General features: G+C 64.1%; 19 protein-coding genes, 1 tRNA gene and 1 pseudogene. 12 read left to right on the plus strand and 9 right to left on the minus strand.

Features of this window, described 5'->3' with window-relative positions; translation table 11 throughout:
• Positions 1-24: 24 nt before the first annotated feature.
• Positions 25-1738, minus strand: a pseudogene (locus tag K4A76_RS17080) (DEAD/DEAH box helicase).
• A 409-nt stretch (positions 1739-2147) separates the two neighbouring features.
• Positions 2148-2903 (minus strand): spermidine synthase, encoded by a 756-nt coding sequence (locus K4A76_RS17085; protein ID WP_274410768.1) that lies wholly within the window; start codon positions 2901-2903, stop codon positions 2148-2150.
• Between the two features lie 115 nt (positions 2904-3018).
• Between K4A76_RS17085 and K4A76_RS17090 the strand changes: the two genes are divergently transcribed.
• The gene (locus K4A76_RS17090) at positions 3019-4365 is read left to right on the plus strand and encodes a class II 3-deoxy-7-phosphoheptulonate synthase (protein WP_182369764.1); all 1347 of its coding nucleotides are present in this window, start codon (positions 3019-3021) and stop codon (positions 4363-4365) included.
• An 81-nt stretch (positions 4366-4446) separates the two neighbouring features.
• On the opposite strand, the gene K4A76_RS17095 is transcribed toward K4A76_RS17090, so the two are convergent.
• Positions 4447-5196: a sulfite exporter TauE/SafE family protein gene (locus K4A76_RS17095; RefSeq protein WP_029885627.1), complete on the minus strand. Its 750-nt coding sequence runs from the start codon at positions 5194-5196 to the stop codon at positions 4447-4449.
• Positions 5197-5309: 113 nt separating this feature from the next.
• Here K4A76_RS17095 and K4A76_RS17100 point away from each other — a divergent pair, with 113 nt between their 5' ends.
• From K4A76_RS17100 to K4A76_RS17110, 3 genes are all read left to right on the plus strand, one after another.
• Complete coding sequence (locus K4A76_RS17100) at positions 5310-6263, plus strand: LysR family transcriptional regulator (RefSeq protein WP_054913039.1); 954 nt, start codon at positions 5310-5312, stop codon at positions 6261-6263.
• 58 nt (positions 6264-6321) lie between these two features.
• Positions 6322-6777 (plus strand): MarR family winged helix-turn-helix transcriptional regulator, encoded by a 456-nt coding sequence (locus tag K4A76_RS17105; protein ID WP_054913038.1) that lies wholly within the window; start codon positions 6322-6324, stop codon positions 6775-6777.
• 140 nt (positions 6778-6917) lie between these two features.
• Positions 6918-7346, plus strand: coding sequence for an organic hydroperoxide resistance protein (locus tag K4A76_RS17110; RefSeq protein ID WP_054913037.1), 429 nt, complete (start codon positions 6918-6920; stop codon positions 7344-7346).
• 85 nt (positions 7347-7431) lie between these two features.
• Here K4A76_RS17110 and efp read toward each other — a convergent pair whose 3' ends face one another.
• Both efp and earP read right to left on the minus strand, forming a co-directional pair.
• Positions 7432-8001 carry an elongation factor P gene (gene efp / locus K4A76_RS17115; RefSeq protein ID WP_023535349.1) on the minus strand — a complete coding sequence of 190 codons (570 nt, stop codon included), beginning with the start codon at positions 7999-8001 and terminating at the stop codon, positions 7432-7434.
• A gap of 48 nt (positions 8002-8049) precedes the next feature.
• A complete protein-coding gene (gene earP, locus K4A76_RS17120; RefSeq protein ID WP_054913036.1) occupies positions 8050-9183 on the minus strand; it encodes an elongation factor P maturation arginine rhamnosyltransferase EarP in 1134 nt (377 codons plus the stop codon).
• Between the two features lie 89 nt (positions 9184-9272).
• Here earP and K4A76_RS17125 point away from each other — a divergent pair, with 89 nt between their 5' ends.
• Both K4A76_RS17125 and K4A76_RS17130 read left to right on the plus strand, forming a co-directional pair.
• On the plus strand, positions 9273-9650 hold the full coding sequence (locus K4A76_RS17125; RefSeq protein ID WP_054913035.1) for a hypothetical protein: 378 nt from the start codon (positions 9273-9275) through the stop codon (positions 9648-9650).
• A complete protein-coding gene (locus tag K4A76_RS17130; protein WP_009685219.1) occupies positions 9647-10123 on the plus strand; it encodes a GreA/GreB family elongation factor in 477 nt (158 codons plus the stop codon). The genes K4A76_RS17125 and K4A76_RS17130 overlap by 4 nt, the downstream gene beginning before the upstream one ends.
• A 6-nt stretch (positions 10124-10129) precedes the next feature.
• On the opposite strand, the gene K4A76_RS17135 is transcribed toward K4A76_RS17130, so the two are convergent.
• Positions 10130-11065 carry a LysR family transcriptional regulator gene (locus tag K4A76_RS17135; RefSeq protein WP_274410769.1) on the minus strand — a complete coding sequence of 312 codons (936 nt, stop codon included), beginning with the start codon at positions 11063-11065 and terminating at the stop codon, positions 10130-10132.
• A 118-nt stretch (positions 11066-11183) separates the two neighbouring features.
• On the opposite strand from K4A76_RS17135, the gene K4A76_RS17140 reads away from it, so the two are divergent.
• The 3 genes from K4A76_RS17140 to K4A76_RS17150 all read left to right on the plus strand — a co-directional run bounded on the left by K4A76_RS17140 (position 11184) and on the right by K4A76_RS17150 (position 15556).
• Positions 11184-11933: a 3-oxoacyl-ACP reductase family protein gene (locus K4A76_RS17140; protein ID WP_009685217.1), complete on the plus strand. Its 750-nt coding sequence runs from the start codon at positions 11184-11186 to the stop codon at positions 11931-11933.
• 122 nt (positions 11934-12055) lie between these two features.
• Positions 12056-13249: an MFS transporter gene (locus tag K4A76_RS17145; protein ID WP_054913786.1), complete on the plus strand. Its 1194-nt coding sequence runs from the start codon at positions 12056-12058 to the stop codon at positions 13247-13249.
• Between the two features lie 174 nt (positions 13250-13423).
• Positions 13424-15556, plus strand: a complete 2133-nt coding sequence (locus tag K4A76_RS17150; RefSeq protein ID WP_274410770.1) for a TonB-dependent siderophore receptor — start codon at positions 13424-13426, stop codon at positions 15554-15556.
• A gap of 124 nt (positions 15557-15680) precedes the next feature.
• Here K4A76_RS17150 and K4A76_RS17155 read toward each other — a convergent pair.
• Positions 15681-15770, minus strand: a tRNA-Ser gene (locus K4A76_RS17155).
• 198 nt (positions 15771-15968) lie between these two features.
• Here K4A76_RS17155 and K4A76_RS17160 point away from each other — a divergent pair.
• The 3 genes from K4A76_RS17160 to K4A76_RS17170 all read left to right on the plus strand — a co-directional run bounded on the left by K4A76_RS17160 (position 15969) and on the right by K4A76_RS17170 (position 18565).
• Positions 15969-16658, plus strand: a complete 690-nt coding sequence (locus K4A76_RS17160; protein WP_054913784.1) for a crotonase/enoyl-CoA hydratase family protein — start codon at positions 15969-15971, stop codon at positions 16656-16658.
• Between the two features lie 151 nt (positions 16659-16809).
• The gene (locus K4A76_RS17165) at positions 16810-17529 is read left to right on the plus strand and encodes a lysophospholipid acyltransferase family protein (protein WP_274410771.1); all 720 of its coding nucleotides are present in this window, start codon (positions 16810-16812) and stop codon (positions 17527-17529) included.
• 64 nt (positions 17530-17593) lie between these two features.
• A complete protein-coding gene (locus K4A76_RS17170; protein ID WP_009684091.1) occupies positions 17594-18565 on the plus strand; it encodes a magnesium and cobalt transport protein CorA in 972 nt (323 codons plus the stop codon).
• A gap of 726 nt (positions 18566-19291) precedes the next feature.
• On the opposite strand, the gene nadA is transcribed toward K4A76_RS17170, so the two are convergent.
• Both nadA and K4A76_RS17180 read right to left on the minus strand, forming a co-directional pair.
• Positions 19292-20350: a quinolinate synthase NadA gene (gene nadA, locus K4A76_RS17175; RefSeq protein WP_009684090.1), complete on the minus strand. Its 1059-nt coding sequence runs from the start codon at positions 20348-20350 to the stop codon at positions 19292-19294.
• A 231-nt stretch (positions 20351-20581) separates the two neighbouring features.
• A complete protein-coding gene (locus K4A76_RS17180; RefSeq protein WP_274410772.1) occupies positions 20582-22090 on the minus strand; it encodes a YdgA family protein in 1509 nt (502 codons plus the stop codon).
• Positions 22091-22324 lie beyond the last annotated feature (234 nt).

Genomic DNA, 22324 nt, shown 5'->3' on the forward strand with positions numbered 1-22324 from the left:
CGGGGATTTTTCATTGCGCCAGAATCAATCCTCGCGGTAGCGGCGCAGCTTCAGCTGCTTGCCGGCCACGCGGGTGTCCTTGAGCTTGGACAGCAGCTTCTCGAGGCCATCTTCCGGCAGCTCGACCAGGCTGAAGCTGTCGCGCACCTGGATACGACCGATCGCGTCACGCGCCAGGCCACCCTCGTTGAGGATCGCGCCCAGCAGGTTCTTGGCGGCGATGCCGTCACGGGCACCCAGCGCGGTACGGCAACGCACGCGGCCTTCGGCCAACGGCAGCGGCGCGCGACGCTCGCGGTCGCCGCGGTCAGGGCGCTCGCTGCGCTCACCGCGTTCGGTACGCTCACCACGCGGGGCGAAGCTCGGCACCAGCGGCTGCTCACGCTCTACCGCCGCCAAGTCCAGCGCCTGGCCGTTGGTGGCCTTGCGCAGCAGGGCCGAGGCCAGGGCACGGGCGCTGCAACCCAGGTCGTTGGTCAGGCGGTCGAACAGGTCACCATGGGTGGCCTCAGCCTCGGCAACCAGTGGCGCCAGGCTGTTGGTCAGCTTCTTGATGCGCGCATCGAGCACCGCCTGGGCGTTCGGCAGGCGCGCTTCGGCAACCTTCTGCCCGGTTACACGCTCGATCACCTGCAGCATGCGGCGCTCACGTGGCGTGACCAGCAGCAGCGCACGGCCTTCGCGACCGGCACGGCCGGTACGGCCGATACGGTGCACGTAGGACTCCGGGTCGTACGGCATGTCAACGTTGAATACGTGAGTGATGCGCGGTACGTCCAGGCCACGGGCCGCCACGTCGGTGGCGACAACGATGTCCAGGCGGCCATCCTTGAGCGAGTCGATCACGCGCTCACGCTGGTTCTGGGCGATGTCGCCGTTCAGCGCAGCAGCCTTGTAGCCCTTGGCTTCCAGCGCGGCGGCCAGGTCCAGGGTAGCTTGCTTGGTGCGCACGAAGGCGATCAGCGCGTCGAACTCTTCCACTTCCAGCAGACGCAGTACAGCCGGGATCTTCTGGTCGGCGTGGACCATCAGGTGGGCCTGATCGATCGCGGTAACGGTCTGGGTCTTGCTCTGGATCTTGACGTGCTTGGGTTCGCGCAGGTGGCGCTCGGCGATCGAACGGATCGACGACGGCAGGGTGGCGGAGAACAGCACGGTCTGGCGGGTAGCAGGGATGGCGTCGAAGATCACTTCGAGGTCGTCCATGAAGCCCAGCTTGAGCATCTCGTCGGCTTCGTCCAGTACCAGGTACTGCACAGTCGACAGGACTTTTTCGTCGCGACGCAGGTGGTCGCACAGACGGCCCGGGGTGGCGACGACGATTTGCGCGCCGTTGCGGATGGCGCGCAGCTGTGGGCCCATTGGGGCACCACCGTACACAGCAACCACGTTCACGCCTGGCATCTGCTTGGCGTAGGTTTCGAAAGCGGTAGCAACTTGCAGCGCCAACTCACGGGTTGGCGCCAGGATCAGGGCTTGCGGTTCGCGCTTGCTCACATCGATCTTGTTGAGGATCGGCAGGGCGAAGGCAGCGGTCTTGCCGGTGCCAGTCTGCGCCTGGCCGATCATGTCATGACCGGCGAGGATGATCGGGATAGATTGCTGCTGAATGGCGGAGGGCTCTTCATAGCCGGTAGCCACTACGGCAGCAACGATATTCGGGTTGAGATCGAGAGCGGCGAAGCCGCCGGTTTCCTGGGTCATGGGTCTGCCTCTAGGTGCATCCGCAAAGACCCATGCTCCAAAGCTGCACATGCCTTGAAAGACCGTCAGGTCACCCAGGCAGCTTTGGCGGCGGGGATTTGCGAAAACGATTGAAAAAGAAAACTTGGGAAGGTCCGCCTAGCGGACGTGCAGCCGAAGCTGGACTCGGAGGATTTGCACCACCTGATTTTGAGGTCCGCTAAAAGACCGGCGCGTACTATACCTGAAATGTACGGTTAGGTGAGGAATATTTTCAGGGGCTGAAACGATAATCCCTGACGCTGCCACGATCCCAGTAGGAGCGGCCTTGTGTCGCGAAAGGGCCGCAGAGCGGCCCCGGCAATATCCGCTGCGAAGCTGAAAATGTGGGGCCGCTGCGCGCCCCTTTCGCGACACAAGGCCGCTCCTACAGAGATCGCGACGGCTACGGCCGCACCTACCATTCAGGTAGCCGGCCGAATCTCGCGGATCAAACCCTCGAGGCTGTAGCCCAACCGTGGCGTCAGCGCCTGCGCCCGGGCCCGCAAGCCTTCCATGTCCAGGGTCTGCTCCAGATCCGCTGGCACCAGCAGAATCACATTGCCCTCCTTCACCGGCAGCTCCCAGTAATGGCGGTGGTACAAGCCGCGCAGCAACGCTGCCCCCAGCGGCTTGCCATCATCGGTGGCCCACTGGTTGATCACCAGCCAGCCGCCCGGGTTGAGTTGCTGCTGGCAGCTCGCCAGGAAGTTCCACGCCAGGTGCCCTACCCCCGGCCCATGGTCGGTGTACAGGTCAACGAACAACAGGTCGGCCTTTTCTGCGCTGGGCAGCAGCTCCAACGCATCGCCAATGCGCACGTACAGCCGCGGGTCGTCGTCCAGGCCCAGGTACTGCATGGCCAGGCGCGGGACGTCCGGACGCAGCTCGATGGCTTCGATATCATCCAGCGGCAGGAACTTCATGCAGGCCTGGGTCAGCGTGCCCGCGCCAAGGCCCAGGAACAGCGCGCTTTCCGGCTGTTCATGGCACAACGCGCCGACCAGCATGGCGCGGGTGTAGTCGTACTCCAACCAGCTGGGGTCGGCGGTGAACACGCAGCTTTGCTCGATGGCATCGCCGAATTCCAGAAAGCGGTAGTCGTCCACTTCGTACACGCTGATGACGCCAAAGGCATCTTCCACCCGCGCCAGTAGCCGCTCTTGCCGTTGCGCCGTCATGCCTGCACCTGCCCGCACAAAAACGCGCATTGTCCGCCAACACCCCCGATGCAACAAGCGCAGCGCCAACTGTTACCATGGCCTCCAGCCGACAACCGACAAGACCGAGCCTGAAATGAACCAACCGTGGAGCCCCGACAGCTGGCGCGCCCTGCCGATCCAGCAGCAACCGACCTACCCCGATGCCGCGCACCTGCTGAAGGTCGAACAGACCCTGGCCAGCTACCCGCCGCTGGTGTTCGCCGGCGAAGCGCGCGAACTGCGCCGGCAGTTTGCCGAAGTGACCGAAGGCCGCGCGTTCCTGCTGCAAGGCGGCGACTGCGCCGAGAGCTTTGCCGAGTTTTCAGCGGCAAAAATCCGCGACACCTTCAAGGTGCTGCTGCAAATGGCCATCGTCATGACGTTTGCCGCGGGCTGCCCGGTGGTCAAGGTCGGGCGCATGGCAGGGCAATTCGCCAAGCCACGCTCGGCGGGCGATGAAACCATCGGCAACGTCACCCTGCCGGCCTACCGGGGCGACATCGTCAACGGCATCGGTTTCGACGCCAAGAGCCGCATCCCCGACCCGGAGCGCCTGCTGCAGGCCTACCACCAGGCCACCGCCAGCCTCAACCTGCTGCGGGCCTTTGCCCAAGGCGGTTTTGCCGACCTGCACCAGGTGCACAAATGGAACCTGGACTTCATTGCCAACTCGGCGCTGGCCGACAAGTACCACCAGTTGGCCAACCGCATCGACGAAACCCTGGCGTTCATGCGTGCCTGTGGCCTGGACAGCGCGCCGCAGCTGCGTGAAACCAGCTTCTTCACCGCCCACGAAGCGCTGCTGCTGAACTATGAAGAGGCCTTCGTGCGCCAGGACAGCCTGACCGGCGACTACTACGACTGCTCGGCGCACATGCTGTGGATCGGCGACCGCACTCGCCAGCTGGACGGCGCCCATGTCGAGTTCCTGCGCGGGGTGCACAACCCGATCGGGGTCAAGGTCGGCCCCAGCATGAACCCCGAGGAGCTGCTCCGCCTGATCGACACCCTCAACCCGGCCAACGACCCAGGGCGCCTGAACCTGATCGTACGCATGGGGGCGGGCAAGGTTGGCGACCACCTGCCAGGGCTGATCCGCTGCGTAGAGCGCGAGGGGCGCAAGGTGCTGTGGAGCTCCGACCCGATGCACGGCAATACCATCAAGGCCAGCAGTGGCTACAAGACCCGTGATTTTGCGCAGATCCTCGACGAGGTGAAGCAGTTCTTCCAGGTGCACCAGGCCGAAGGCAGTCATGCCGGCGGCATTCATATCGAGATGACCGGGCAGAATGTGACCGAGTGCATCGGTGGCGCACGGCCAATCACCGAAGATGCCCTGTCAGACCGGTATCACACCCACTGCGACCCCCGGATGAATGCCGACCAGTCGCTGGAGCTGGCGTTCCTGATTGCCGAAACACTGAAGCAAGTGCGGCGCTAACCCTCGGCGCCATACCCCATCGGCCTGGTGCCGCGAAGCGCCGCCTGCGCGGCGCTCGCCCCCACCGGCGCGGTCAAACGCTCAAAGCTCGAACCCGAGCATCACCGCACACACAACCAGGAACACGCAGAACATCGCCCGTAGCACCTTCTCTGGCAGCGCATGGGCCAGCTTCACCCCCCAGCTGATACTGAGCAGGCCGCCCACCGCCAACGGCAACCCTACCCCCCAGTCAACACTGTGATGCACGCCATAGGTCACCAGAGTCACCAGGGTGCTCGGCGCCGCCAATGCCAGCGACAGCCCTTGGGCCACCACCTGGGTAGTGCCGAACACACTGGTCAGGATCGGTGTGGCTACCACGGCGCCACCCACCCCGAACAACCCGCCCATGGTGCCGGCAAAGCTGCCCAGCACCCCCAGCCAAGGCCAGGCATAACGCAGTTCGGCACTGGCTGGCGCCACTTTCATGAACATCCGCGCCACGTTCCACACCGCCAGCGCCACCAAAAAGCCGACAAAGCCCAGGCGCATGGAATGCGCATCCAGCCCCACGGCCCAGATCGAACCCAGCCAGGCAAACACGAAACTGCACAACGACAGCGGCACGGCGTGGCGCAACTCGATGCGGTTGCGCTGGTGATAACGCCACAACGCCAGCAACACATTCGGCACCACCATGACCAGTGCAGTACCCTGTGCCAGTTGCTGATCCAGGCCGAACAGCACGCCCAGCGCCGGGATCGCGATCAGCCCACCGCCTATGCCGAACAGGCCCCCCATGGTGCCCAGGGCAGCGCCCAGCACGATATACAGCAACCACTCGATCATCAGGGCCTCGTTCGCCAGCAAAGTTGATAGCGGCATGCTAACCAGTGTGCGCTGGCGGGGAAACGCACAGCAGCGCACAATGGCTGTGCGTATTGTGCAAAAGCAAGGCAACCATGAGCCCCGATACCCTCACCGAGCAGCTAAGCCTGTTCCTGGACGTGCTGCAAAGCGGCAGTTTTTCTGCCGCCGCCCGCCGCTACCCGCTGACCCCGTCTGCGGTGGCGCGGCGCATTGACGCCCTCGAAGCCGCCGTGGGCAGCCGCCTGTTTACCCGCAGCACCCATGCCGTGCGCGCCACCCCGGCGGGCCACGCCTTTGCCGAGCGTGCCAGGCGCATCATCGAGGAACTGCGCCTGGCCCGTGCCGAGGCGGTGTCGCTGAGCAATGCACCGGAAGGGCTGATCCGCATCGACGCCCCCGCCGCGTTCGGCCGCCGCCACCTGGCCCCGGCCATTGCCGACTTCCTGCTGGCCTACCCGGGCCTGGACGTGCAGCTGCGCCTGATCGACAGCTTTGTCGACCTGCATGGCAGCCACCTGGGCGAAGTGGACCTGGTGTTGCGTGCCGGCCCGTTGGCCGATACCCGCCTGGTCGCCACGCCACTGGCCTACATGGTGCGCATCGCCTGCGCCAGCCCCAACTACTTGGCCAGCCGCGGCATCCCCGACTGCCCCAGCGAACTGCCCGGCCATGACGGCCTGGACTGGGACGGCCTGGCACCGCCGTATGCGTGGCGTTTCGAGGTAGCGGGGCAAACCCGCCTGTACCGCCCGGCCCGCATGCGCATGGCGGCCAACAACGCCGAAACCCTGTTGTTCGGCGCGCTGGCGGGGCTGGGCATCGCCCACCTGCCCACCTGGCTGATCAGCGAGTACCTGCTGCGCGGCGAACTGGTGCCACTGTTTTGTGACGCAGGCCTGCCCCAGGCTGAAAGCAGCGGCATTTACGCGCTACGCCTGGAACATGAAACGAACTCTCGCAGCCGTTTGCTGCTCGAATTTCTCAAGAGCCGCTTCAGTCCGATTCCACCCTGGGACCTGGCCCTGCGCAGCGGACTGCGCGAGTGATGCGTGCAGTGACGCTCAACGTGCCAGGATTTCCCATTGATTACCTTCAAGGACGTGCATGAACGCCGACACCCAAGCTCCCTGTGACGAGCTGCTGCTGGACAACCAGGTCTGTTTCGCCCTGCATTCCACCTCGTTGCTGATGACCAAGGTCTACAAACCGCTGCTGCAGGCCCTGGGCCTGACCTACCCGCAATACCTGGCCATGCTCGTGCTGTGGGAGCATGACGGCCTGACCGTGGGTGAAATCAGCCAGCACCTGCTGACCGACCCGGGCTCGCTGACCCCGCTGCTCAAGCGCCTGGAAAGCGAAGGCCTGTTACAGCGCAACCGCAGCCGCGAGGACGAACGGGTGGTACTGGTGCAACTCACCGACAAAGGCCGCGCCCTGCAGCAGCGGGCAAAGGAAGTGCCGCAGTGCATCCTCAAGGCCAGCGGTCGCAGCCTTGAGCAGTTGCAGCAGTTGCAGGCCGAGTTGCTGGACCTGCGCGAGAACCTGCAGAAAAACCTTTAGCGGCTATGCTGGGCAATGGCCGTTCGGCTGAGCGGTGAATATTTATCTTGCGCGCTAACTAATTGCGCGCTAATTTAAATTCCACACCAACCCGCGTCCTCCCGCCAACGGGAGCGCACAGCACATTAGCGAGGCTCAAGATGCAAAAGGTCACTCCGCTGTACATCGCAGAAGCTACCTCCACCGGTGGGCGCGACGGTAAATCCCGTTCCAGCGACGGCAAGCTGGACGTCAAGCTGAGCACCCCGAAAGAGCTGGGTGGGGCTGGCGGTGACGGCACCAACCCTGAGCAGATGTTTGCCGCCGGCTACTCGGCGTGCTTCATCGGCGCCTTGAAGTTCGTGGCAGGGCAAGAGAAAAAAGCCTTGCCGGCCGATGCTTCGATCACCGCCAAGGTGGGGATTGGCCAGATTCCGGGCGGTTTCGGCCTGGACATCGATCTGCACATCAGCCTGCCCGGCCTGGCCCAGGCCGACGCCGAAGCGCTGGTGGAAAAGGCGCATAAGGTGTGCCCGTACTCCAACGCCACCCGCGGTAATGTGGATGTGCGGCTGCACGTAGCCGTCTAAACCTGCCCTGCAGGTGCAGTGATGCACAATTGGCAGACACAAAAAAACCCGGCCGAAGCCGGGTTTTTGCCTTTCACAAGAAGCATTACTTCTTGGAACGGCCCTTGAAGCTGTTGTCGCGGGTGTCGATGTCGATCCACTCGTCGATCTGGATGAAGTCAGCAACCGAAATCTCGGTACCGTTCTTCAGCTTGGCAGGCTTCATGACCTTGCCCGAGGTGTCGCCGCGCGCAGCGTTCTCGGTGTAGACAACCTGACGGCTGATGGTGGTCGGCAGTTCAACCGATACCAGGCGGCCTTCGAAGAACACGGCTTCGCAGACGTCTTCCATGCCTTCTTCGATGTAAGGCAGAACAGCTTCGATGTCTTCGGCGTTCAGCTCGTACATGGTGTAGTCGCTGGTGTCCATGAAGGTGTACTCGTCACCGTTGATGAACGACAGGGTCGCTTCTTTGCGGTCCAGGATCACGTCGTCCAGCTTGTCGTCTGCACCGTATACGGTTTCGGTCTTGTAGCCGGTCAGCAGGTTCTTCAGCTTGGTTTTCATGATCGCGCTGTTACGGCCCGACTTGGTGAACTCAGCTTTTTGAACCAGCCACGGGTCGTTGTCGATGCGCAGCACGGTACCGGGTTTCAGTTCTTTACCAGTTTTCATTACGAAGTATCCGAATCTGGATGGATTTATAAAAATCGAGGCCGCATATCATAGCGAATTTCCATAAAAGTGTACTAGCGCCGTGGCAAGGTCCGGCTGAGCGGCCTGTTGCGCCGCCCAGCACCGGGCGTGCTGCTGCAGTTCCGGCCAATGCCGGCGGGCTGCCTGCCAGGCCTGGCCCATGTCCTGGTCCATGTTCCAGGCCCGCCACAGGCCCAGCAACGCGGCGCCGGCATCGGCTGACAAACCGCGTCGATAATGCGCCAGGAACGCTTCGAGCTTTTCCCAGTGTGCATTCTCGTCCTGCACGTAGATGTGCCACAGCATGGGCTGCCCGGCCCACTGCGCCCGCACGAACGAATCCTCGCCCCGCACCGCATTGAAGTCGCAGCACCACAGCAGCCGGTCGAAATCATCCTGGCTCACGAACGGCAACACCTGCACGGTCAGCGCACCACGCCTGCGCACCTGCCCGGCCTGCAACGGCGCTTCGCCAAGCCAGTGGCTGAGGCCGGCGACCACACGGCCTTGCGGCACCAGCAGGTGGCAGGCTTGGTCACCGGCAGCCAAGGCATCGAGCCAGTTGCCCAGTTGCGGGTTTTCATAGGCGAACAGGCTGATCAGCAGCGCCCCGGGCGCTGGGCTTACAGCCAACCCCTGCAGGAACGCCTGCCGGGCAGCAGCCGACTGTTGCAACGCGTCGCGCCGGGCCAGCAGCTCAGCCTCGCGCAGCAGGCCACCGGTGTTTTCGGTGAAGCCGGGGAAGAAGAACACTTTGCGCAAGCCATTTGCCTGCGGCGACGGCAGACCATGGCAACCCGCTACCCAATCCTCGGCACTGAGGTATTCAAGGTTCAACCACAGGGGTGGCCGGGGGCAGACCCGCATGGCCTCGACATAAGCCGCTGGCAACTGGCAGGCGAAGGCACCGATCACCACATCGGCAGGCGCTACCGGCAACCAGGCCGCCGGCCACTGGCGTACGTCCACGCCCTGCTGCCACTGCTGCGCCGCGTTGGCGTCGGCGCCGGGGCACATGGGCGTGAAGGCGTTGAGATCATCCACCCACAGGCGCACCGCCAGGCCATGCTCGGCCACCAACTGCCGGGCCAGGCGCCAGGTCACGCCAATATCGCCGTAGTTGTCGACCACGCTGCAGAAGATGTCCCAGGTGGCTTTCATGCGCCGTTCCCTTTAACTTGCGTAAAAACGCGGATTCTGCCCGACAGCATGCGACAATGCACCCCGCCCACTTTGCCAAGGAGGCCGCCATGCCCCGCCGCCGTGAATTGACCATCACCCTGAAGCCGTTGCAGTTGATACTGTGCGTGGCTTTGGGCCTATGGCTTGGCGCAATGGCGATTGCCCTTAGCCTGTGGCTGGCGCAGCAACTGTGGCCGCTCCCGCCCGAGCAACAAGCCGCGGCCCCGGCCGTGGCACCGGCACCGGTGCAACCGGCCGACGCGCAAGCTGAAATGTTCGAGCGCTACAAGCACATGCTGCAGCAACAGGAACAACAACAGGCCACTGAGGCTGCGCAGGGCAACCCGCGCAACCTGAACAGCCCCAAGTGCCAGTTCTGGCTGCAACAGAATCGCACTGCACCTACCGACAAAAGCCAGGCCAACGTGCTGGAGTTCTGTTATTGACCACGCGCAAGCCCCACCTGCTGGCACAGATCGTCGCCACCCTGGAACATGACCTGGACGTGCTGACCCGTGCGGCCCAAACCGCCTATGAAGCCGCCACGGCGGAAGAGAACATCGCCGAGAACAAGTACGACACCCTGGGCCTGGAGGCCTCGTACCTGGCCACCGGGCAAGCCCGACGCAGTGCGCAAATCCGCCAGGCGCTGCTGATTTACCAGCAACTGCTGCTGCGCGACTACGACCCGGCGCGCGGGGTGCAGGTGAGCAACCTGGTGACCCTGGAGGATGAGGCCGGCGAACAACGTCGGGTGTTTCTGGGGCCTGAGGCTGCCGGCCTGAAGATTGCCGCAGCAGACGGGCTGGTGACAGTGATCACGCCGCGCTCGCCGCTGGGGCAAGTGTTGCTGGGTAAGCGGGTGGACGATGAGGTGAGCCTGGGAGTGCAGGTACTGTTCGTCGTTGATGTTGCCTGACGCCTACTAACACTGCAGGGCATCGAAGCGCCCCGCCAGGCCCTGCTCGGCGAACTGCTCGACGATGAAATCGACGAATGCACGGGTCTTGCCCGGCAACAGCTTGTGCTCGGCGAAATACAGGCTGATATGCCCATCGTCCACATACCAGTCCGGCAACACCCGCTGCAACCGGCCGGCCTGCAGGTAGGGCACCGCGAACGGCAAACTCACCAGCGCAATCCCCAGCCCCTGCTCGGCCACCGCGCAGGCAGCGTCCGAATCGCTCATGGTCATGGCCTGGCGCAAGAGCAATGGCTGCTGTCCCTGCCAGCGGCTGGTCAACGGCCACGAGCGCACCCGCCCGGTCTGCGGCGAGCGGATCAGAATGCCGTCATGGCGCTGCAACACGGGCGGCTCATCGATCTGTGCATGCCGCTGCAGGTACGCCGGCGCCGCCACCAGCACCCGGTGCGCCGGGGTCAACTTGCGCGCCACCATCCCCGGCGGCAGTTCAAAACCACCGCCAATGGCCGCGTCGAAGCCCTGGCCGATCAGGTCGACCTGGCGGTTATCGAAATGCCAGTCCGGAGTAATGGCTGGGTAGCGGCGCAGAAATTCGCCCAGCAAGGGCAGCACGTACAAACGCCCGAACACCGTGCCCATGCTGACCCGCAGCAGCCCGGCCGGTTGCCCTTCGGCACTGGCCAGGTTGGCCACCGCATACTGAATGGTGCGAAAGCTGTCGCTTACCTCGCCAAGAAAACGCTGCCCTGCTTCGGTCAAGGTCAGCTTGCGGGTACTACGCTGGAACAACCGCACCCCCAGGCGCGCCTCCAACTGCGCAACGTGCTTGCCCACGGCAGCGGGCGTGATACGCAAGCGCCTGGCCGCTTCGGCAAAGCTGCCCACCTCGGCACTGCGGATGAAGCATTCCAACGCGTTGAACGATTCCATGGCCATGATTGGCAACCAAAGGTTTACTCTGCTTATAGTGATTGCCATCTTATCAGCAGGTAATCAAGCGCCGATACTGCGCCTATCCAAGGCATTCCAGCCTGGCTTCCAGCAGGAGATCAGCATGTCCAAGCAACTTACACTCGAAGGCAAGGTGGCCCTGGTACAGGGCGGTTCCCGGGGTATTGGTGCGGCTATCGTGCGGCGCCTGGCCCGCGAGGGTGCGCAAGTGGCCTTCACCTATGTCAGCTCTGCCGGGCCGGCAGAAGACCTGGCACGGGAAATCGGCGACAACGGCGGCAAGGCCCTGGCCCTGCGCGCCGACAGCGCCGATGCCGCCGCCGTGCAGCTGGCCGTGGACGACACCGTGAAGGCCTTCGGCCGGCTGGATATCCTGGTCAACAATGCCGGGGTACTGACGGTCGCGCCGCTGACCGAATTCGACCTCGCCGATTTCGACCGCACGTTGGCGGTGAACGTACGCAGTGTCTTTGTCGCCAGCCAGGCAGCGGCGCGGTACATGGGCCAGGGCGGGCGCATCATCAACATTGGCAGCACCAATGCCGAGCGCATGCCATTTGCCGGCGGCGCGCCTTATGCCATGAGCAAGTCGGCGCTGGTCGGCCTGACCCGCGGCATGGCGCGCGACCTGGGGCCGCAGGGCATTACCGTGAACAACGTGCAACCAGGGCCGGTGGACACCGACATGAACCCGGCCAGCGGCGAATTCGCCGAAAGCCTGATCCCGCTGATGGCAATCGGGCGGTATGGCGAAGCGGACGAAATTGCCAGCTTCGTGGCCTACCTGGCCGGGCCTGAAGCGGGGTATATCACGGGGGCCAGCTTGACGGTGGACGGTGGCTTTGCCGCCTGATTGCGCCGTTGGTGTGGTGGCACCCTGTAGATCGAGCGCCACCCGCCCCCGCAAATGCATTGGTGCCGTGCCCTGTGCTTGCCGATAATCCCCCTCTTGCTCCTGCCCGCTACGAGAAACACATGCCCGCCCCTACTCTCAGCCGCACCCTGATCCTGCTGATGGCCACCGCCACCGGCCTGGCCGTGGCCAGCAACTACTATGCCCAGCCGCTGTTGCACAGCATTGCCCAGCAATTCGGCCTGAGCACCGCCAGCGCCGGCAGCATCGTGATTGCCGCGCAGCTCAGCTATGGCGCCGGCCTGTTGCTGCTGGCACCGCTAGGCGACCTGTTCGAGCAGCGTCGGCTGATCACCGTGATGACCGTCATCGCCACCCTCGGCCTGGTCATCAGCGCCTGTGCGCCTGGCCTGCCATGGCTGATCCTCGGTACGGCGTTGACCGGCCTGTTCTCGGTAGTGGCACAAATTCTGGTGCCCATGGCTGCCTCGCTGAGCGAGCCGCAGCAGCGCGGCCGCGCGGTCGGCACACTGATGAGCGGGCTGCTGCTGGGCATTTTGCTGGCGCGCACCGCGGCCGGCTTCATGGCCGAACTGGGCGGCTGGCGCAGCATCTATGTGCTGGCCGCCGTGCTGATGGCGATCACCGCCGTGGCGCTGTACCGCAGCCTGCCGCAACACCACAGCCATGCCGGGCTGAAGTACCCGGCGCTGATCGGCTCGGTGTTCCGCCTGTTCCTGGAAGAGCCGGTACTGCGCCTGCGCTCGCTGCTGGGCCTGCTGGCATTCAGCTTGTTCGCCCTGTTCTGGACACCGTTGGCATTCCTGCTGGCAAACCCTCCTTACCATTATTCAGATGCGGTGATCGGCCTGTTCGGCCTGGCGGGTGCAGCCGGTGCACTGTCGGCCAACTGGGCCGGGCGCCTGGCCGACCGGGGCAAGGGCCAGTTGGGCACCACCGTGGGCCTGGTGGTACTGCTGCTGTCGTGGGTACCGCTGGGGTTTGCCCAACAGTCACTGCTGGCCTTGCTGCTGGGCGTGCTGATGCTCGACCTGGCGGTGCAACTGGTCCACGTGAGCAACCAGAACGCCGTGATCGCCCTGCGGCCCGAAGCGCGTACCCGGCTCAACGCCGGGTATATCACCTGCTACTTCATTGGCGGGGCGCTAGGCTCTTTGTTAGGCACGCAGCTGTACCAGCGCCAAGGCTGGCTGGGCATCGTCGCGGCAGGGTTGGTCATCGGCGCCCTGGCATTGCTGGCATGGCTGCTTGCCGCGCGTAAAACCGAAGCTCGCCCCTCCGCCGGGGCGGCCTAGGCGCCTGTTACAGGCAGCGATACCTGGTCGACAATCGACGGCAACTGGCGCCAGCACAACGGCCAGGCGCATCTGCCTGACAGCGTGGCGCAACGCGTGGATCGTCTTGGGGTCAAGGCGGCTGGTAAGATGCCGCCTTTTTGCCGGCCTGTCGCGCCTTCAGGAGCCCCCCGCATGCCCCCGCGTCCTCCCCGCCTGCCCCTGAGCCTGCTCGGCCTGGGCCTGGCCTTGCAGTGCCCTGCCGTGCTCGCCCAGGGCAGCGTGCTGCTGGCCCCAGTGCAGGTCGTCGATACCTACGCCAACGACGGCTACCAGGCCAGCGAGGCTGCAGTGGGTGGCTTCCAGCCCGCCCCTCTGCTCGACACCCCGGCTTCGATCAGTGTGTTCAGCCAGCCACTGCTGGAAGACCGCCAGGTGCGCATGCTCAGCCAAGTGCTGCAAAGCGACGCGTCGGTTGGCGAAAGCTATGCCCCCATTGGTTACTACGAAAACTTCAATGTGCGGGGCTTTGCGCTGAACGCGGCCAGCAGCTACCGCATCAACGGTCAGACCATCGCCGGCGAACAGAGCGTGGCCCTGGAGAACAAGCAGCAGGTGGAACTGCTCAAGGGGCTGTCCGGGCTGCAGAGCGGCGTAGCGGCCCCCGGCGGCTTGATCAACTACGTGACCAAGCGCGCTGAAGCGGTGCGCAGCCTTACGCTGTCGACCAACGAACAGGGCGAGCGCTACCTGGCCACCGACCTTGGCGGCTGGTTTGGCAGCGAACAGCAGTTCGGCCTGCGCGCCAACCTGGCCCATGAAGACCTGCGCTCGTACGTCGACCATGCTGATGGCCAGCGCGACTTCGCCTCGCTGGCCTTCGACTGGCAGATCAGCCCCGACGCCACCCTGCAGCTGGACGCTGAATACCAGCACCGCGAACAGCGCTCGGTGCCCGGTTACCAGTTGCTCGGCGGCAGCGCAGTGCCGCACGGCATCGACCCGGATGACCGGCTGGCCTACCAGCACTGGGCAAAGCCGGTGCAGACCGACTCGCTGAACCTGGGCGGGCGCTTCGAGTACCGCTTCAACGACAACTGGACCGGCACCCTCAGCGCTTCGCGCAGCAAGGTGGTGATCGATGACTACAGTGCGTTTGCCTGGGGCTCGAGTGAAGGCGCGTACTTCGGCAGCACGGGCGATTACGACATCTACGACTACCGCAGCCCAGACGACACCCGCCGCACCGACGAGGCCCAGGCCTTGCTCACCGGGCGCTTCGATGGCCTGGGGGTGGGCCACGAACTGACCGTGGGCAGCAGCGCCCAGCGGCGCACGCTGGACCAGCGCCCGTATTACAACGCCTGGCTGGGTACCGGCAACATCGACACCGGGGCCCCGGCTTTCGAGCCGTCCGACCAGCCGCTTGGCGCCAGCCAGCGCCGCCTGGACAGCCGCCAGTACGGCCTGTTCGTCAGCGACAGCATCCGTTTCAACGAGCATTGGCAAACCGTGCTGGGTGCCCGTGAGATACGCCTGGACGAACAGACCTGGGACGAGACCGGCGTTGCCGGGCGCCATACCCGCCAATACCAACTGCTGCCCAATGCTGCGCTCATCTACAAGCCGCAGCCGGAGACCACCGTATATGCCAGCTACGCCAAGGGGTTGTCCGCTGGCGGGACGGCGCCCTGGTTCGCCAGCAACGCCGCCGAAATCCTCGCGCCCACAACATCACACCAGCTGGAGCTGGGCCTCAAGCACGACTGGCAGGCGCTGAGCCTCAGCGCCGCGCTGTTTCAGCTTCGCCAGGCCTATCAGTATGCGCGCCCCGACGGCGCCGGCAGCTTCACTTACGTGCAGCAAGGCCAGCAGAAGAACATCGGCCTGGAACTGGGCGCCAGCGGCTGGCTGACCCGCAGGCTGCAGGTGCAAGCCAGCGCAGCGGCCATTCGGGCGCGGGTGCAGGACAGCGGCACGGCCGACTATGAAGGGCATCAGGTGATCAACGTGCCACGCTTGCGCGCAGCACTGCACGCCGAATACACCCTGCCGGTCGCAGGCCTGGCGTTGCTGGGCGGCGCACGCTACAGCGCCAGCAAGTATGCGAGCCAGGCGGGGAATGTGGCGGTTGGTGGGTACACGGTATTCGATGTAGGCAGCCGCTATCGCACACGGGTCGGGGGGTATGACACGGTATTGCGGCTGACGGTGGACAACCTGTTCGACAAGCGTTACTGGCGCGATGTGGGCGACTACCTGGGTGACAACTACCTGTTCCAGGGCGCGCCGCGCACTGCCCGGCTGTCAGCTTCGGTCAGCTTCTGATATTCAGGGCCGCTTGCGGCCCAGCGCCGGCATGCCCGCTGCCACAGGGGCTGTGCAGCCGGCCCAATGGGCCTTGAAACAAAAAGCCCCCGGGCTTTTCAGCGCGGGGGCTTTTCGTAGAATGTGGCGGTGAAGAAGGGATTTGAACCCTTGATACGATTTCTCGTATACACACTTTCCAGGCGTGCTCCTTCGACCACTCGGACACTTCACCGTTTCTCTTCAAGCCTTGCGGCCCGTCGAGGTGCGCTAATTTAGTGAAAGCGCTCCCCTTTGGCAAGCATTTTTTTCAGTTTTTTCATGTATTTGCACCAGAGCCCGGCTGGGCGCTGACCGACCAGTCAGCCTTGCTGCTTTACCTTGCCCATCGCGCTGGGTAACGTCGGTGCCACGCCAACAAAAGGACTCTGCCATGAGCGAGCTGATTACCTACCACGCCGAAGACGGCATCGCCACCCTGACCCTGAACAACGGCAAGGTCAATGCCATCTCGCCGGAGGTCATCAGCGCGTTCAATGCCGCGCTGGACCGCGCCGCCGAGGCCCGCGCGGTGGTGATCATCACCGGGCAGCCGGGCATTCTGTCGGGCGGCTACGACCTCAAGGTGATGACCCGCGGCCCACAGGAAGCCATCAGCCTGGTCACCGCCGGGTCCACCCTCGCCCGCCGCCTGCTGGCTCACCCCTTCCCGGTGGTGGTCGCCTGCCCGGGCAATGCCGTGGCCAAGGGCGCCTTCCTGCTGCTGTCGGCCGACTACCGCATTGGCGTCGAAGGGCCGTACAAGATCTGCCTGAACGAAGTGCAGATCGGCATGACCATGCACCACGCCGGCATCGAACTGGCCCGCGACCGTCTGCGCCGCTCGGCCTTCCACCGGTCGGTGATCAACGCCGAAGTGTTTGACCCGCATGCGGCGGTGGATGCCGGCTTCCTCGACAAGGTGGTGCCTGCCGAACAACTGCAGGAAGCGGCGCTGAGCGTGGCGCGGGAATTGAAGAAGCTGAACATGCTGGCGCACAAGAACACCAAGCTGAAGGTGCGCAAAGGGCTGCTCGAGGCCTTGGACACCGCCATACAACTGGACCAGCAGCCTATGGGTTGAGCCTGCTGGCCGCGACGCGGGGCAGGCGTACGCTGCTCCCGCGCAGGAGCGGGCTCACCCGCGAAGTGGCCAGCACAAGCTGACACCGGCATTTGCCCCAACCAGTGCACAGCCGTACACTGCCCGGCGACTGTCTGGTGTGAGTCGTACCATGCTTTATTTATTGCGCATGCTCCTGCTGGCGCTGCACTTTCTCGCCGTTGGCGTCCTGGGCCTGGCCATTGGCCTGTGCCGCCCCTTCAACCCCGACAACAGCCGCCTGTTCGCCCGCCTTTACAGCCGGCCGGCCACCTGGCTGCTGCGCATCAAGGTCAAGGCCGAGGTCGGCCCGCTGTGGGACCAACCGCCCGGTTGCGTGATCGTGGCCAACCACCAGTCCAACTTCGATCTGTTCGTGCTGGGCCAAGTGGTGCCGCAGCGCACGGTCGCCATCGGCAAGAAAAGCCTGGGCTGGATACCGTTGTTCGGTCAGCTGTTCTGGCTGGGCGGCAACGTGTTGGTCGACCGCAACAATGCCTACCAGGCGCGCAAGGCCCTGCAGAAGACCACCCGGGTGCTGCAGAACGACACCTCTATCTGGATTTTCCCCGAAGGCACACGCAATGCCGGCGAGCAGTTGCTGGCGTTCAAGAAAGGCGCGTTTCACATGGCCATCGAGGCCGGCGTGCCGATCGTGCCAGTGTGCGTCAGCCGCTATGCCCGGCGCCTGAGCCTGAACAGCTGGCGCCGCCGCACCGTGATCGTGCGCTCGCTGCCGCCCATTGCCACCGCGGGCCTGACCCAGCAGGACCTGCCAGCACTGGTGGAGCAGTGCCGTGTGCAGATGCAACAGTGCATCGAGCGCATGGAAGGGGAACTGGGCAAGGGCTAGGTTGCTCTTCTGCCGTCTACAGCCCAAGCTATGAACCGTGTTCAACCGGAATAAGCGGGCAACCATGGGTCGAGTAGTGGCGTCAGCGGTGTACAGCGCCGGCCGGAAGGTCACCAACATCAGCATCGACGAGGGCAGCGAGTGGGCACGCAAGCCTGGGCATTTTGTCTGGATCGGCCTGGAAGAGCCCAACGCCGAGGAGCTGGCCACCCTGCAATGCCAGTTCAACCTGCACGAACTGGCCATTGAGGATGCCCTGGAAAAGCACAGCCGCCCCAAGCTCGAGACATTCGGCGACGCGCTGTTCATCGTCACATACTCGCCGGTACGTCACGAAGGCAAGCTGGAGTTCATCGAAACCCACATCTTCGCCGGCAACGGCTACATCATCACCTGCCGCAACGGCCACTCCAAATCCTATGCCATGGTGCGCCAGCGCTGCGAGGCGCGGCCCTTGCTGCTGGAGCACGGTGAAGACTTCGTGCTGTACGCCCTGCTCGACTTCGTCACCGAAAACTACCAGCCAGTCAGCGAAGCCATCCATGGCGAGATCGAAGCGCTGGAGCAGAGCGTGCTGGGGGGCTCACTGCAAGAGGACGACATTCGCCGCCTGCACAGCCTGCGCCGCGATATTCTGCGCCTGCGCCGCTACGTGGCGCCCATGGTCGAGGTCAGCGAAGAGCTGCAGCGCCTGAGCTTCCCGTTTATCGACAAGAACATGCGCCCGTATTTTCGTGATGTGCAAATCCACGTCACACGGCAGATGGAGGACTTGTCGGGCATTCGCGACATTGCCAGCCAGACTATCGAGATCGGCATGTTCCTGGAGTCGTCACGGCAAAGCATCGTGCAACGCAAGTTTGCCGCGTGGGCGGCGATCCTGGCGTTCCCCACGGCGATCGCCGGGGTGTATGGGATGAACTTCCAGAATATGCCGGAGCTGAGCTGGCATTACGGCTATTTTGCGGTGTTGGGGGTAATTGCTGCGGGGTGTACCGGGTTGTATGCCAGTTTCAAGAGGTCGGGCTGGCTATAAGCCGCTTGAGGTCCATCGCGACACAATGCCGCTACGGGCACCGGCGTTGCCGGTGTGGGAGCGGGCGCGCCCGCGAAGAATCCAACCCGGTGGATGGCACCGGCTTTGCCGGTGTTCGCGGCTGAAGCCGCTCCTACATCGGTAGCGTGAGCTGTAGGAACGGGTTTACCCGCGAAGCAGGCGACGCGGTGGCTGGCACCGGCGTTGCAGGTGTTCGCTGTGTGGGAGGGGCGTGCCCGCGAAGAATCCAACCCGGTGGATGGCACCGGCTTTGCCGGTGTTCGCGGCTGAGGCCGCTCCTACATCGGTAGCGTGAGCTGTAGGAGCGGGTTTACCCGCGAAGCAGGCGACGCGGTGGCTGGCACCGGCGTTGCAGGTGTTCTCTGTGTGGGAGCGGGCGTGCCCGCGAAGAATCCAACCCGGTGGATGGCACCGGCTTTGCCGGTGTTCGCGGCTGAAGCCGCTCCTACATCGGTAGCGTGAGCTGTAGGAACGGGTTTACCCGCGAAGCAGGCGACGCGGTGGCTGGCACCGGCGTTGCAGGTGTTCGCTGTGTGGGAGCGGGCGTGCCCGCGAAGAATCCAACCCGGTGGATGGCACCGGCTTTGCCGGTGTTCGCGGCTGAGGCCGCTCCTACATCGGTAGCGTGAGCTGTAGGAGCGGGTTTACCCGCGAAGCAGGCGGCGCGGTGGCTGTGCTGGGGCCGCCGAGCGGCCTCCGGCAATCTCAGGCGTTACCGGAAAGCTTGAGCCGCGCCGCCTGGGTGAAGTCCAGCATGCGGTTCAATGGCTTGATCGCCTTGGGCACCAACGCGGGGTCGACAAAAATCTCATCCCCCCCATTGCGCAGGCAGTGCAGCACGCGCTCGAGGGTGTTCATGGCCATCCACGGGCAGTGCGCGCAGCTGCGGCAGGCGGCGCCGTTGCCGGCAGTAGGCGCCTCGACGAATACCTTGTCCGGGCACAACTGCTGCATCTTGTAGAAGATGCCGCGGTCGGTAGCAACGATGAAGGTCTTGTTCGGCAAGGTCTGCGCGGCCTTGATCAACTGGCTGGTGGACCCCACCGCATCCGCCAACTCGATCACCGCTTCCGGTGATTCAGGGTGCACGAGGATGGCGGCGTCCGGGTACAACGCCTTCATGTCGGCCAACTGGCGCGACTTGAATTCTTCATGGACGATACAGGCACCGTCCCACAACAGCATGTCGGCACCGGTCTGCTTCTGGATGTAACGGCCCAAGTGCTGGTCCGGGCCCCAGATGATGGTTTCGCCGTTGTCCATCAGGCTCTCGACGATTTCCAGTGCGCAGCTGGAGGTCACTACCCAGTCGGCACGGGCCTTCACCGCAGCGGAGGTATTGGCATACACCACCACGGTGCGCTCCGGGTGCTGGTCGCAGAACGCCGAAAACGCTTCGACCGGGCAGCCCAGGTCGAGCGAACAGGTGGCCTCCAGGGTCGGCATCAGCACGCGCTTTTCCGGGGTGAGGATTTTTGCCGTTTCGCCCATGAAGCGCACACCGGCCACGATCACCGTTTCGGCGGGGTGGTTCTTACCAAAGCGGGCCATTTCCAGCGAGTCGGACACGCAGCCGCCGGTTTCTTCGGCCAGCGCCTGAATGACCGGGTCGCAGTAATAATGGGCGACCAGCACAGCGTTCTGGGCCTTGAGCTCGGCAGCGATGGCCGCACGGTATTCGGCCTCCTGCTCGGCTGTCAGCGGGTTGGGCTGCTTGGCGTCGAGGTGGGCCTGAACCAACAGGCGTTCGGAAATCTGGGTCATGATCGCTGGACCTGCAGGCGCGCGTGCGCATCAAATCGAGTGTATCACCCGGCCCTGACAGATCGGCTAAGGGTGCCGGACGGCGCAGGCCGCCACGGCCCTCTGCGGGCGCGGATTATTATCGGAGGCCGAAGGCTACAGAGAATCCAGCGATTACTAAAGGGGTTTTTGTATTGCCGGCGCTGGCCTGTTCGCGGGTGAAGCCACCAGGAGACCAGCGCCGGATAACCATCACCCCCGCGGCGACAGCGCTGCGAGGTGCGCGGCCATCAGCATGGCGAATTCTTCCACGGTCATCTTCTGCCCATTGAAATCGACCATGCCATCGGCATAGTGCAGGCTGCTGACCACATCATCGCCCTGCACGGTGGCCAGGCCGCTCTGCACGGCCATCATGCCGACCATCTCCCCGGCCTGCCCCGACTGCATGGCGATCGCCTGGGCATCGGTTTGGCCATCGAGCAGCGCTTGCAGTGTCGCCAGGTCGCCAATCATGGGTTTGGACAGCGAGAGCTTGCTCTTCACCTCGGTGACGACCTGCTTGCTCAGTTGGTCCGGCGGCAGGTCGAAGCTGGCCGGCGCGGCGAAGTCCATCGCCATGTTGAAGCGGCTCTCGCCGTTGGCGGTCTTGAACGACAGGTTTTCCACCGCCACCTTGGGCTTGGCCGCCAGCAGTTGCCGCAGGTCGCCCTGGAAGCGGGCCTTTTCAGCGTCGTCCATCTGGATTTGCGGCACCGGCTGGCCGGCAGCAGCGGCAGCTTCGAACTCCGGCAGGTGCGACTGGTACCATTTCGACAAGGCCTGCAGCGCCGGGGCATTGACAGAGGTGATGCTCACCGCCATTTGCGCCTTGCCCACCGCGCGGCCGTCCCAACTGATGTCCCCGACCTTGTACTCCACGCGGCCGCCCACGGTGTCGGGGGTTTCAAGACTCTGCAGGGCATACTGCTCCACGCCCTTGACCAGCAGGACCTGCTGTTTTGGCCCTAGCGTGACCTTGGCCTCGGCCAACAACAGGTCGACGTTGCCCACGTAGATATTGTCGTACGGCGTGGCCGCCAGGTTGCCACCAAGCTTGAGGCCCTGAAGCTCGAATGTGGCCGGTGGCTGGTCGTCGTTCACCAGCTTCATCAGCAAACGGTCGGCATGGCCGTGGAACTTGGAGGCCTTGCCGTCCTTGTCGCCACTGACCTCCAGTTGCATCCCCGAAAAATCGAGGCGGTTGCCGTCTGCCTTGTCGAGCTTGAGCGGCGCCAGTTGAATCCGGCTGACCACATCTCCCCCGTAACCCAGGCTGGTCTGCGCGCTGAGCGGCACCTTGCCGCCGGCAGCGTCGAACCAAGGCGCGACGGCATCGTCCTTCTGCAACGTGCTGTTGCTGACGGCCATCACCGGCACCAGCTTCAGCGCCTTGACCCGCGACCAGGGGAATGGGCCGTGCTCGATGTGGTCGGTCACGCCCACGTCGAAGTTGATCACCTCGCCTTCACCTACGTTGATGTCGCGGGCCTTGAGCCGGTACTGGGCAGTACTGCTGAAGAAGTGCTGCTCCAGCGACACCCGCTCGATACGCAGGCTGCCACCGGTGGTGACCAGGGCCTTTTGCAGCTCGGCGTTGCTGCGGGCAAGCGCGTTGTCCAGCTCGGCTGGCAACTGCTTGCCGGTGTACCAGGCGCCAGCGGTAGTTGCGACGGCGATGGCAACCGCCAGGCCGGAAAGAATGCCAACTGATTTCTTCATGAATTGAACCGATTGCTGTCCGTAAGGGCTGGGTAGGCGGCCACGGGCCACACAGAGGACGAAGAATATCACCCTCGCAGGCACGGGACGCAGGCCAAAGTGCCGAAATCCTGCCTTTCGGAAGCATCTGACAAACCGATTGACCCCACGGCCGAATCGTTGATTTTTTCGAACACACAAATTGATCAGAACCGCAAAAAACCGCGTAAAAACCGAACAAAATCCACTTAATAT

Origin of the sequence: Pseudomonas sp. NEEL19, assembly GCF_028751975.1 — a bacterium.
Lineage (GTDB): Bacteria > Pseudomonadota > Gammaproteobacteria > Pseudomonadales > Pseudomonadaceae > Aquipseudomonas > Aquipseudomonas juntendi.